This window comes from Paraburkholderia sediminicola (genome assembly GCF_046027355.1).
GTDB classification, from domain to species: Bacteria; Pseudomonadota; Gammaproteobacteria; order Burkholderiales; family Burkholderiaceae; genus Paraburkholderia; species Paraburkholderia sediminicola_B.
In genome coordinates this window covers 36,853-48,599 of record NZ_JAQQEK010000010.1, presented here as the reverse complement: position 1 = coordinate 48,599, position 11,747 = coordinate 36,853, and the positions used below count along the sequence as shown (strand labels likewise).

The following is an 11,747-nucleotide window of genomic DNA, read 5'->3' as shown; positions in this document are numbered from 1 at the left end:
CGCCCATCAATCGCTCAGCGCGTCCCCATGATCGCCACGCGCTTTGGCCAAAGCGAAATACGTCTGTAAGGCAGGGGCCGAGTCGTCGCTCAACGAGCAGATTCGCGCCAGCCAGTCGGCCTCCGCGGGCCACTCGCCTTCCACCACGCGCGGATAGATCTGCCGCACGAACTGATGCAGCGCCTTTGCGCCGATATTGCCGCTGATGCCGAGAAGAACGTGTAAGGCTCCGTGCGTCGATTCGAGGTCGCGTGCCGCCACGCTGGCAGCGAGTTGTGCCACAGTCGAACGGATTTGCTCGATGCCGTTGAGGAACGTCTGGTCCAGCAAATCGAGCGCCACCAGTTCTTCAAGGTGCTTCTCGTCGAGCAGCGGGCCATCCTTGACCGGCGCAGGCTTGCCGGCTTGCACCGCGGGCGTCCGCGCTGGCTCTGCTTTCGCCGGTACATGTGAGGCACGCTGCTGAGCAAACTGCCTCGCAAGGGAAGCATAGAGGGAGCCGATCTGCACGGGCTTGATCATGACCTCGTTCATGCCCGCCGCGAGGCAGGCCTGCACGGCTTTCATGTCGGATTGGCCGGTCAACGCGATGATAGGGATCTGGGCATACGCGTCGGCACGGGCGCGAATCAACGCCGTCGTTTCCACGCCGCCCATTCCCGGCATGTTCATGTCCGTGACGATGGCATCGATGACGACCTTCTCCTCCAACCTCGCCAGCACGGCCGGCCCATGTTCGGCCTCGACGACGCGTGCGCCGCATCGCTCCAGGTAACCTTTGGCAATCCGCCTGCTGTAGGTGTCGTCGTCCGCCACCAGAATCGTTTTGCCGGCGAACCCGTCGAATGGATGGCCGTGAACATGCCGATTGCCGCTTTCGAAGAGCGTCTGGAGCGCCGTGATCAGTTCCACCGCGCTGACGGATTTGCTGATCATGTCGTCCATGCCGGCGCGACGGGCGAGCACACGCGTCACATTGGCCGGCTCCGCCGTATGGGCGGCGATCAGCACGTTCCAGTTCGGGTATTGATGGTCGGCGCGGATTTTCTCGGCGGTGGTGTAGCCGTCCATGACCGGCATATTGATGTCCATCAGCACGAGGTCGTACGGCGTAGACTGTTGAAGCGCGCTCAACGCCACTTCGCCGTTTTCCGCCTCGCTCACGTCCGCGCCCACCTTCGACAGCGCGCGACGGCTTCGCGCTCGCTGAACGGCGTCGTCGTCCACGACGAGAATGTGCTTGCCGGTGAAAAACGGCGTGGCGCGCTCGAAAATCTTCTGCTCATGCTCTCCCACTTCTCTGCTGGAGACGACGGGGAATTGCAGCGTGAACTGGGTAAATTTCCCGACTTCCGAGCGGCAAGCGATCGTGCCGCCGAAGGCGCGCATCGCGCGCTGGCAATAGGCAAGGCCGAGCCCCGTACCCGCTGAATTACCCGCGGTCCGAAAAGGCTCGAACAGATGCGGCAGGAGGTCGGGCGCAATGCCGGGGCCGGTGTCATGAACCAGCACCGTTTGGCGGTCGACCGTCAGCGTAAGCGTCGCCAAGGGATGCGCGGCAATGTGATGGAGCGCGTTCTTGATCAGATTGAACAGCGTGAACAGATAGACGGTTTCGTCGACCTTGAAGATGAAATCTTCCAGCACCGCGAGTCGGACCTTGGCGCGCTCCTTCTGATCGCCGAAACCGTATTCGTCCAGCGCTTTACGCGTGGTGGCCGCCGCGCTCAGATAGGTGAAATGTTCCGAGCGGATGGGTTTCGCACTGACTTCGTCCAGCGTCATGGCGATAATGCGCAGACCCCGATCGATCGACAATTGGCCGTGCGCGAGATGCCGATAAAGCAACGCCGCCCTGTCATGCGACAAAGCCGGCGACGGGTTGACATCCGTCACCGCGGGCAGCGCCTCTTCCATGCGATCCAGTACGTGTCTCAGTTGGCTGAGAGGATTGCGCATTTCATGAGCGATCGAGCCGGCGAGCGCGCGAAACGCCACATTTTTCGCCTGCGCGACGATGCCCTTCAGGTTGCTGTAACTGAACGTAAGGCCGGCGAAAATGCCGAATGTAAAAACCGGCAGATACGTGTAGAGAAAGAGCTGCCCATCCACGTGGAGGGATTGCGGAATAACGATCCTGGCACACAGGACGGCAACACCAATACCCAGAATCAGATTGAGTGCTAACGCAACGAATGACGGAAAGATGGCGATCAGGAAAAACACCATGCCCAGCTCGGCCATTGACCAGAGCATCGAATAGTGACCGGCAATCAGGTAATAAGTGAAAAAGAACGGTAGCGTATAGGCTACCGTTACGAAGTAATACCACGGCAGGAAGCGCGCGGCCGAAGCGGGCCAGAAACGGCGCAAAAGCAGCAGCGCACAGGCGGCTGTGCCGAAAGCACGCATCAGCAGGCTTTCATTGGGCTGAGGATCGATGTACGTCCACCACAGCCAGTACAGCGGATGTCCGATCGTACCGATTACGCCAACAGCCAACACGCTGTAGTCCGACACCTTGGCCGAGTCATGAACCACTCGGTTGAGGTAACGGATGCTCCCTGAAATGGCTCTCATGTCGTGCTTTGTCTTTATTTATCCAGCCTCAGAATTTGAAGCTGCTGACGTTGAATGACATGCCGGCGCTGCCGACCCAGCACAGCACTCTGTCACCTCTCTTCAACTGCCCGCCGTCCTTTGCCAGTGAAATGGCAGCCGGGATCGAAGCCGAAACGAGGTTTCCGGTTTCCGGATAGATGTGATACATCTTGTCGTCGATCCCCACCTTGGCGCCATAACCTTGCCACGCCGCCTTGGAGGATGCGTGGGTAAAGACGATGTCGATGTCTTTCTTCGGAACAGGCAGTTTAGTCAATACCGCGGACAACTCGTCCGAATTCTTGTGAAGCTCATGGCCGAATGAAGTGAAACGCATGTCGCCGTTTTTCCCGATCCGCTCGGTCGGGTGGCAATACCCTTCGTAGCCGGGAATCGGGATGGTGCACAGGTCCGACACTTCCGGCTTCGCGCGGAAAGCGAAAGTGAAGTTATCCGGCTCTTTTGCGACGAGCAACGTAGCGGTCGCCGCCTCGCCTATCGTGAACGACGGCAAGGTATATTCAATCTGAGCCTGGTTCTTCAACGCAAAATTCCCCGGATAGAGTGGACCGCCTGCAAGCATATTGAACTCGGCATTCACAATCATAGCGTTTCTGTACTGACCCGACTTGAAAAGGCTGTCGATAATCGCCATGGCTCGAGTCCAGCTCATGCAGGCGTCGACCACATCGAAACATTCCGCATTGACGAAGCCAAGCGTGCTGGCCATCATGTGGCTGTTGCCGGGTTCGAGGAACCCTCTTCCAATACCGACATAAATAAACAGCTCGATATGTTCCGGCTTCAGATACGTTTCCGATAGCGCCTTGCGCGTCGCCATCGCGACATGATCGATAGGCGACTCGTGGCTTTCGCACCAGCGCCGGTTGACCAGTCCGCTTCTGTCGAGCAACGTCTTGATGGTGCGCATCCCCCTGTCGATGTCGCCCTCGTACTCCTTGGAATGGAATCGAATCATATCGATCACTTCCTCGTTCGTAACGATCCTGGAGGGCAAGCTGACTGCTACGTTCTTAATAAGCATAAAGAATCCATGAAAAAATATTAACGCGGTGGGTAGAAGTACGTTTTGCGCCTATGGCGGCGAGTATCTGGGACGCCCGATACCCGGCCTCGCGGCGCTGGTACATTAACGCGTCCACCGCGATTCATGAAAAAAGTCCCGTTCTGGCGTGTTGCCGACGGGGGTGGGGAACTGGGGAGGAGGCTCGGGGCGCCGAGAGGGGCGTTAGCGGGTCGTGCCCGGGAGGGGGCCTGGAGGTATGCGAGTGACAAAAGCTGGTTGGGCGCCAGCCAGGAAAAACGTCGGCACCTGGACTTCAGGTTTTTTGCTGCTCTTGCAGGCGCGCCCTTGCCGACGCGATCGATTGCTGCAGCTTGGCCTGCAACGCCTCACGCGGCGGTAACACGGTGAGGTATTCGGCAACATGGATGCCGCTTTTGTCGAGTTCGAGCAATTCGATCTGTTCCTGCTTCTTGCCGGCACACAGAATAATCCCAAGTGGGGGCTGCTCGTCGGGCTCCTGTTCGTACTTCGCGAGCCAGCGCAGATACAGTTCCATCTGACTCTTGTACTCGGCCTTGAAGGCGCCTAGTTTCAGTTCGATAGCCACGAGACGTTTGAGCTTGCGGTTGTAGAACAGCAGGTCGATGTAGAAATCGTCATGATCGATCTGTACGCGCTTCTGGCGCGCCACGAAAGTGAAACCGGCACCGAGCTCGAGGAGGAACTGCTCCATCTCCCTCAGGATGGCGTCCTCCAGATCCTTCTCCAGATAGCGGTCGTTAAGCCCGAGGAAATCCAGCACATAGGGGTCCTTGAGCAGCACGTCCGGCGACACGCGTTGTTCTTGCCGTAGCTGCGCAAGATCGTGTTGCACTGTTTCTGCGGGTTTCCGTGAAAGTGCACTTCGCTCGAACAACATCGAGTTGATCCGCTCTTGCAACTGCCGTGACGACCAGCGCTCGAGTCGGCATAGCTCGAGATAGAAATCACGCTTAAGGGGATCGTCGATATACAGTAGCGTCTTGAGATGGGTCCAGCTCAATTCTCTCCGCACCGCGGAGAGAATTCCTTCATCCGGAAAAACCTCGGCGGCGCGAACGCAATGGCGAAGCTGCTGGCCGCTCCAGCCACGACCATACTCAGCGGTCAGTCGGCGGGCAAGTGAAGCGACGACCTGTTGGCCGTACTCGGCGCGCGCACCGCGCAGCAACTCTGCGCGGATGCAACGGCCCACCTGCCAGTACAGCAGGGTCAGCTCGGCGTTCACTGCAGTGGCCACGCGCTCACGCGCCGACTCAATTAGCAGCCGGACCTCGTCCAACAGCGGCAAGGGCGTAAGGTCACTCATTCGGTCATACACGCAAGTAACGGACTATTGGAGTTTGCCATCGCTGACAACTCGAACGATGCGTGCCACTCTCGGGCCTGGCGAGCCGCGCCGCGATGTTGAATCGCTGGTCCCCGGCTTCGTCGTCCCGCCATGCAGAGAGTCGGCGTTACGCCGATGCCCACGAGCCGGACGCCGTCGGAACCTTTCCACATGTGCATTGGCTCCGGAGTGCCCGGAAAGCGGTTTCCTGCTTTCATCGTGATTCTCATGGTGCGGCGGCCAGACGTCTTCAACGGCGTGGATGGACAAGTTGCTGACCTGTGAGCGAAGATGCCAGGACGGGCGGCGTATCCACATCCTCGTCAAACTTCGCCGGCGGCGGCAATTGTGTCAGCGTCGGCGGTCGCGCTGTTCCATACATTGATGGATCGAGGGCGGTCGTTTGTCGAGCATCGCGCTGGGGTGCCGGGAAATTCATCGCAGGGAAAGGGTCAATGGACACGCTACAAATGATGCGAATATTTGTTCGCATTGCAGAAGAGGGCAGCTTCACGGAGGCAGCCCAACGTCTGAATATCACCAACGCCAACGCGTCGCGGTCGATCGCGCAACTTGAGGCGCATCTGCGCACGCGTCTGCTCAACCGCAGCACGCGCCGCGTCGCGCTCACCGAGGCCGGGCAACGCTATCTGGAGCGATGCGAGCGGATTCTCGCCTATGTCGATGAAGCCGAGGCCGAAGCCGCGGATGCGCAGGCTCGGCCGTCCGGAAAACTGCAGGTGCACGCGACGTCGAGCTTCGGTCAGATATACGTCTTACCGGCAATCTTGCGCTATCGGGAACACAATCCCGCGGTATCCGTCGAGCTGACGTTGTCGCAACACGTGCCAGACCTCCTCGACGAGGGCTACGACGTGTCGCTTCAATTGAGTATGTTCGATCTGCCCGATTCGGGGTTCGTATCGCATCGTCTCGGCGACGTGCACAGCGTGCTATGCGCAGCGCCGGCCTATCTAAGCGAGCGCGGCGTGCCACGCTCGGTACAGGAGCTGCGCGGGCATGCCTGCCTGCAAATCGTCTCGTCTGTGTTTCCGCGCGATCGCTGGCATCTGGAAGGACCCAATGGCCGGGAAACGTTTGAATTTCCCCCGGCAGACTTCCAGGTGAACGCTATCGAAGCGCTGAACGTTGCGCTGCGGGAGGGCGCTGGCATCGGCTCGCTGCCCATGGCGACGGCGTTGCCGGCGCTGCGCAGCGGTGCGCTGGTCCGTGTGCTGCCCGATTATCAGTTGCAGAAGCTGACCGCCTACGTACTGTACCCGTCGCGTCAGTACCTCGATGCGAAGATCAGGACCTTCGTCGATTTCCTTCGGGAATTCGTCCCGCAGGCGCTCGCGGCCGACAAGTCGGCATTGTCGATGTATTGCCAGCCGTGATCCGGTGCATCGGCAGGTCGCTCGTTCCGGGGCGCGGCTGTCGGTGATTTCGGTAGCTAGCTCGCAACTTCCCTCGCTCGCATGGTTCGCGCGCATTGCGCATCACCGCCGCTTTACCGAGGCCGCGGCTGAGATGGGCGTGTCGCGGGCGGCGCAGTCGCAGAATCTGAAGGCGCTCGAGCGGCAACTGGACGTCAAGCTGCTTTATCGGACTACTCGGGATGTCGCTCACCAAAGACGGACAGCGGCTGTTCGAGTCGCTGCGGCCGGCATGTCTGGACTGACTCTACCGGGATGAGCCCTTTTTCATGTCCTGTTCCGTCAAGAGTATGACCCCATCCGCCGCGTGCGTCCGCCGCCTGCTTCGAACGACTAAACTCGGCTTCGGTCTTTCGAGGGGGCGCTTCTCATAGGCGAACCCCACCCCTCGATCTTACAGCCTGCCGCTCCCTCGGGCGGCAGGCTCTTTTTCGTGGACCTCTTCAAATTCAGGCAATAAGGATGTCGTCGGGAACCACCGGTGTGACGGTTTGCGAAACACTGGGATATCGTCGCTCGTGACCTGGGAGGATCAGGCCAATGCATGTCGCCCCAGGTTCATCCACGATCGAGACTATTGTCCTCACCCGTGGGTCAAAGACGATCACAGTTCCAACTGGAAAACCGTGAGACGCTTTCGAGGAAAGCATGCAGCTACCGAACGTAGATAATTTCATCAAGGACTCGCAACACGGCGTCACCTACAACATTTGCGCCTACCGCAAGCTTTCCGTTCAAGAAATGACACGCGCGATGCAAGTCTTCATGCAACAACAGGGCGAGCGCCAACCGAAGCAAGGATCGGTCGTCAAGATCTTTTCCCTGGTCGGGCTTGGGGATCAGTAGCCGTGGTGAAGTCCTGGACGCCGCTTGACGGACGTTGGACACGCTCGCCATTGCGCGCGTGCCAACATGCTGCGGGTGGATTCGAGGCATGCTGCACGGCAAGATAGACAGTGTCGACGACGGCGTCTAATCGAACACTGACAGCAGATCGGCGATGTTCGTGTTAGGCAATCGCTTCGCGACCATGTCCCAGAAGATCACATCGCGCATCGCACTGGCATCTTCCGCCGTCTTCCACTCGCGCGCACCGACGATGGAATCGGCCGTTTCGCGAGCTGCGGATACGATTGTCTGAATGTCTTGTTTGTGCATGAATCCGTTAACGGTCGCGCGCAGAGCTTATTTAGCCCCACGCGCAATCGTTTGCTTAAAAATTTCTACCGTCTGCTCTCCCGCCTGGGACAATGCCTGCAGAAAGGTAATAGACCGCATACGCCAAAATCCCCCTGGCCGCCGGCTTCCGGCGTGACCGAGAAGTCGACTCGGCTCGCGAGTTGTCGCATTGAACTGGTGTGCAGATGCGCCGTGTCCCGGGACGCACCGTGCCCCAGCATCGTCGAAACCGGGACAAGGCGGCCGAGCAAAATTCTACCTCTTCCGGTGTGCCGCACCGTTTTGCGGCGGTTATCGGAAAACTTAAGTCCGAAAGGACCACACCGTTGGGCCGCATCACGAATGACCTGAGGCACATATTTTCCCAACATCGGCCATGGCGCTGTGTGGCAGCGCCCGACGCGGCGCAGCGAATGCGCCACCTTTGATCAACTTGTCGGGTATGCAATTCACCACAAGATATTTGGCCGCTATTGGACTATGCACCGTTATTGAGCACAATTACCCCAAAATCGATATAAATTGATAAAAGGATGCAGTATGCATCCCGTCCCAGTTTGTAGAGATATACGATAACCCTTTCTAAATCTTACCTTAATCATGGTTAGAATCAGACGCCCAAAGGCTGCTCGCCATTTCGCCGCTCAGCGTCCGTAACAGCCAATGTGTTGGTTAATTCGGACATGAAATACTGACAAGAGAATCACATGTATAGCATGCTCTAATAAGAAAAAAGACGGAGTCTTGGGGAGAAGTCTCTGCCGACCACACATTTCCGGGGAAAAATAAATGGATTTGGTACATTCTCTGCCGCGCAGTTCGCGGCACAGTGCCGTGCCGATGCAAACGAATGCGCTGACTCGCGTCGACATCGCGCTGTTCAACGGATTCGCATTGCCTACGGTCGCGGCACTCATCGAGATTTTCCAGAGGGCTAACTCGCTAGTAGACGCACCGCAATCGGGCCGCGCACGTTACGACGTCTCACTGCTTTCCGCTGCGGGCGGCCGCATCGCCAGTTCGTCATCGGTATTTGTCTGGACCGACGATGTCCAGTCGCATCGAGGCACGAATGAGACGCACCTGTTGTTCATTGCAGGCGGCGCGGGCGTGCAGCAAGCATGTCGCGACGAGCGGTTGAGCAACTGGCTGCGCCGCCGACATCCGTTCAGCGAGATCGTGCATCCGATCGCGGAAGGCCAACTGCTGCTCCAGGCAGCCGGGCTGCCCAGTCGCTACTGCCCCCTTCTTTATGGAGGTAGCGAAGCACACGGCCTGCATCCGGCGCGGTTGACAGAAGCGCCGGGTGCCGTATCGACGGCGCTACGTATCGTCGAAGAGGATCTCGGTGCCGATCTGGCACAACGGGTTGCCGAGTCGATTGCGCCGCAACCCAAGACGCCTTTCAGCTCGTCGATCACGCTAGACGTGACGCCGCAGATCAGCGAGAAGATCCTGGCGTCGGCACGCTGGCTGGAAGCGAACGTCGATCGTCCCATCTCGATCGACGACGCGGCGCAGGTCGCGGCAATGAGCGAGCGCAACTTCCTGCGCCGCTTCAAGAGCGAGATCGGCATGACGCCCTCCGACTACCTGCTTCGCGCACGTCTGAATATGAGTTGCCGGATGCTCGTTGAATCGCGTCTGCCAGTCGACAAGATCGCGCGTCGCTGCGGTATCGGCAGCGGCGGGCAGTTGTCGAAGCTGTTCAGAAAATATCTCGAGACGACGCCGACGGACTATCGGATGCGCAATCATGTGGCACAGCAGAAGCCCCGAGCACAAGTACCGGATCAACGGCGTGAGTTCGATCCGGGCGCTCTGACCGAAGTTGACTACGCGAATCAAGTCGAAGCGTAAAACAGAACCCGGCGGTACATCGCTGCCGCCGGGAAGATGAGCACGACCGGTCGCCACTCGAGTGCTACGTTCGACTGGATAACGGTTTTCACGACACGCCAATTCCATTCCAACAAACCGGCAAGTCGGTCGTGGCGTTGGAAAACGCGACGGCCAACTTCCGGGTAGTCGCTCGCGTTCCACACCATGGGTCAGCCACACGGGTCTATGCGCCCTCGAAATACCTGGATGATCAGACCGCAACGAGCCCATCTTATGTCATGTTCAGTCAACAACGTGACGCAATCCGCCGCTTGCGTCCGGTGTTTATTTCGAGCGAATAAACTTGGCGTCGGCCTTTCGAGGGGCGCTTCTCTCAGTCAACCCCGACCCCCTCGATTTTTCTAGCCTGCCGCTCCCTCGGGCGGCAGGTTCCTTTTTTTCTCCCTCATATTCAGGTTCCAGTCGCGTGTCCAACTACACGTTACGCATCGTCTCGCGAGACACCTGCATCAACGTCCTCGATTCATACGAATACTCCCGAACGGAGCACACATGGATGAGAAAGTGACTTTTGTGTACGAGTACACGGGTGGTTTTGGTACTTACCGTACTACCGGAAAAAGGCTCGCATATCATCTTCCCCTTGTTGGCGACAATGTAGTCATGAAGGTCGATGAACTGGGATTCGATGATGTTTTCAAAGTGAAGTCACGCCTCTTCGAGTACGACAAAGCTGGATCGTTGACTGTTACATTGACTTTATCTCATACCGTAACGTAGGAATACTATATATCTATAATAAATAGTATTCTTCGCAATGATGCGCCTGGATGCATGGTTCTGTAGCCCTCCCCACGCCTCCCAACCGACGAATCGCTGAGCTGATTGAGCTCAACCCGGTGCCGGCGGATACAGACAACACATGCGGGAAACTGACGGCGCGGGCCAGACATCGAGACCGGAAACCCGACGACAACGTTCAGTTATTTTCATAAGCGTGCGTTGGTGCTTCCGGAACTATCTTTGCTCGATATATTTTATCGCAACCACTCCGATAGATCGAATTTAATTCACACATGAAAATTCAATCGCACCTTTACCTTAAACACATCAATTATTCAACGGTTAATTCCCCGGCCCGCAAAACCACACCATGAATTTGGCAATTCTGGCCAACACCTTGGCAAATTCGGCCAGTCATTAATGCAGCGCAACAACGTTATGTAGCATTCGATCAAACAATTAAAAGCGGCTTAGAGACGGCCGGCAAGTCACTCATTTCCGGGAAAGTACGATGGAGTTTCTTTGCAACGTGAAGCATAAGAATGCACTTCAAGCACGCGCTTTGCCACAGACCGCCGGCGTAAACCACATCGGTATTGCATTGTTCAACGGATTTGCTCTACCAGATGTGGCGTCCATCATCGAGATATTCCAGTCGGCGAATGCCCTGAATGACGCAGGCGAGCCCCGCCGTACGCGCTACGAGGTCTCGCTGTTGTCGGCGTCCGGTGGACGTATCGCCAGTTCCTCCTCGGTGTTCGTGTGGACCGACAGTGTCGAATCGCACGGGCACGACGATGACTTCCGCGCGCTGTTCATTGCAGGCGGCACCGGCGCAACGAATGCGTTCCGCGACGATCGTCTGATTGTGTGGCTCCGGCAGGCGTTTCCGAGAAGCGGTATCGTCCATGCGATCGCTGAGGGACGCTTGATGCTCGAAGCGGCGGGTTTCTCAAACGCCCACGGTGCGCGTGTTGAGAAGGACGGCCACGCGCGAGGCGTATTCCCAACCCGACCGCTTGTCGACTCGCCAAGCCCGCTGCGAACCGCCTTGCGTATCGTTGGCGACGATCTCGGGCCGGAAGTCGCGCAACAGGTCGCCGATTGGGTTGCGCCGCAAGGCGAAACGCAGTTCAGCGCAATCCTGCGTACCAAAACGGCATCGCACATCAGCGACAAAATCCAGGCGTCCGCGCAATGGCTTGAGGCCAACGGCGCTCGTCCGATTTCGATCGACGATGCCGCACAGATCGCCGCGATGAGCGAACGGAATTTCCTGCGTCGCTTCAAGAGCGAAATGGGCGTAACCCCGTCGGAATACCTGCTTTACGTGCGGCTCGACATGAGCTGCCGCCTTCTCGCCAAAACAAGCTTGCCCGTCGACAAGATCGCACGTCGATGCGGCATTGGCAGCGGTGGACGGCTTGCCAAGCTGTTCCGGAAGCACCTGCTCACCACGCCGACGGAGTATCGAACCAGCAAGCAAGGTACCCGCAGAACATCCTGACGC

The 11,747-nt window shown here is 58.1% G+C and carries 10 protein-coding genes; 6 read left to right on the top strand and 4 right to left on the bottom strand.

Going from position 1 to position 11,747, the window contains the following annotated elements; genetic code table 11:
- Nucleotides 1-6: 6 nt before the first annotated feature.
- The 3 genes from PQR42_RS18560 to PQR42_RS18550 form a co-directional block, all read right to left on the bottom strand.
- Entirely contained in the window at nt 7-2,580 is a 2,574-nt protein-coding gene (locus PQR42_RS18560) for an ATP-binding response regulator (RefSeq protein WP_408387143.1), read from the bottom strand.
- Between the two features lie 28 nt (nt 2,581-2,608).
- The gene (locus PQR42_RS18555) at nt 2,609-3,580 is read right to left on the bottom strand and encodes a 3-oxoacyl-ACP synthase III family protein (protein WP_408208747.1); all 972 of its coding nucleotides are present in this window, start codon (nt 3,578-3,580) and stop codon (nt 2,609-2,611) included.
- A gap of 361 nt (nt 3,581-3,941) precedes the next feature.
- A complete protein-coding gene (locus PQR42_RS18550; RefSeq protein ID WP_408387144.1) occupies nt 3,942-4,976 on the bottom strand; it encodes a PDDEXK nuclease domain-containing protein in 1,035 nt (344 codons plus the stop codon).
- Between the two features lie 476 nt (nt 4,977-5,452).
- On the opposite strand from PQR42_RS18550, the gene PQR42_RS18545 reads away from it, so the two are divergent.
- From PQR42_RS18545 to PQR42_RS18535, 3 genes are all read left to right on the top strand, one after another.
- Complete coding sequence (locus PQR42_RS18545; protein WP_408387145.1) at nt 5,453-6,394, top strand: LysR family transcriptional regulator; 942 nt, start codon at nt 5,453-5,455, stop codon at nt 6,392-6,394.
- On the top strand, nt 6,297-6,692 hold the full coding sequence (locus tag PQR42_RS18540) for a helix-turn-helix domain-containing protein (RefSeq protein WP_408493693.1): 396 nt from the start codon (nt 6,297-6,299) through the stop codon (nt 6,690-6,692). Before PQR42_RS18545 ends, PQR42_RS18540 begins: the two co-directional genes overlap by 98 nt.
- A 389-nt stretch (nt 6,693-7,081) precedes the next feature.
- Nucleotides 7,082-7,279 (top strand): hypothetical protein, encoded by a 198-nt coding sequence (locus tag PQR42_RS18535; RefSeq protein ID WP_408387146.1) that lies wholly within the window; start codon nt 7,082-7,084, stop codon nt 7,277-7,279.
- A 126-nt stretch (nt 7,280-7,405) separates the two neighbouring features.
- Here the strand turns inward: PQR42_RS18535 and PQR42_RS18530 are convergent, their stop codons facing one another.
- Nucleotides 7,406-7,591 (bottom strand): hypothetical protein, encoded by a 186-nt coding sequence (locus tag PQR42_RS18530; protein WP_408208344.1) that lies wholly within the window; start codon nt 7,589-7,591, stop codon nt 7,406-7,408.
- Nucleotides 7,592-8,401: 810 nt separating this feature from the next.
- Between PQR42_RS18530 and PQR42_RS18525 the strand changes: the two genes are divergently transcribed.
- The 3 genes from PQR42_RS18525 to PQR42_RS18515 all read left to right on the top strand — a co-directional run bounded on the left by PQR42_RS18525 (nt 8,402) and on the right by PQR42_RS18515 (nt 11,744).
- Nucleotides 8,402-9,472 carry a GlxA family transcriptional regulator gene (locus PQR42_RS18525; protein WP_408387147.1) on the top strand — a complete coding sequence of 357 codons (1,071 nt, stop codon included), beginning with the start codon at nt 8,402-8,404 and terminating at the stop codon, nt 9,470-9,472.
- Between the two features lie 534 nt (nt 9,473-10,006).
- Nucleotides 10,007-10,234 (top strand): hypothetical protein, encoded by a 228-nt coding sequence (locus PQR42_RS18520; RefSeq protein WP_408208339.1) that lies wholly within the window; start codon nt 10,007-10,009, stop codon nt 10,232-10,234.
- A gap of 514 nt (nt 10,235-10,748) precedes the next feature.
- Nucleotides 10,749-11,744, top strand: a complete 996-nt coding sequence (locus PQR42_RS18515) for a GlxA family transcriptional regulator (protein ID WP_408387148.1) — start codon at nt 10,749-10,751, stop codon at nt 11,742-11,744.
- Nucleotides 11,745-11,747 lie beyond the last annotated feature (3 nt).

Excerpts from the sequence above, each read along its gene's own strand:
- PQR42_RS18560 (WP_408387143.1), bottom strand. The coding sequence starts at position 2,580 with ATGAGAGCCATTTCAGGGAGCATCCGTTACCTCAACCGAGTGGTTCAT.
- PQR42_RS18555 (WP_408208747.1), bottom strand. The coding sequence starts at position 3,580 with ATGATTCGATTCCATTCCAAGGAGTACGAGGGCGACATCGACAGGGGG.
- PQR42_RS18550 (WP_408387144.1), bottom strand. The coding sequence starts at position 4,976 with ATGAGTGACCTTACGCCCTTGCCGCTGTTGGACGAGGTCCGGCTGCTA.
- PQR42_RS18545 (WP_408387145.1), top strand. The coding sequence starts at position 5,453 with ATGGACACGCTACAAATGATGCGAATATTTGTTCGCATTGCAGAAGAG.
- PQR42_RS18540 (WP_408493693.1), top strand. The coding sequence starts at position 6,297 with ATGCGAAGATCAGGACCTTCGTCGATTTCCTTCGGGAATTCGTCCCGC.
- PQR42_RS18535 (WP_408387146.1), top strand. The coding sequence starts at position 7,082 with ATGCAGCTACCGAACGTAGATAATTTCATCAAGGACTCGCAACACGGC.
- PQR42_RS18530 (WP_408208344.1), bottom strand. The coding sequence starts at position 7,591 with ATGCACAAACAAGACATTCAGACAATCGTATCCGCAGCTCGCGAAACG.
- PQR42_RS18525 (WP_408387147.1), top strand. The coding sequence starts at position 8,402 with ATGGATTTGGTACATTCTCTGCCGCGCAGTTCGCGGCACAGTGCCGTG.
- PQR42_RS18520 (WP_408208339.1), top strand. The coding sequence starts at position 10,007 with ATGGATGAGAAAGTGACTTTTGTGTACGAGTACACGGGTGGTTTTGGT.
- PQR42_RS18515 (WP_408387148.1), top strand. The coding sequence starts at position 10,749 with ATGGAGTTTCTTTGCAACGTGAAGCATAAGAATGCACTTCAAGCACGC.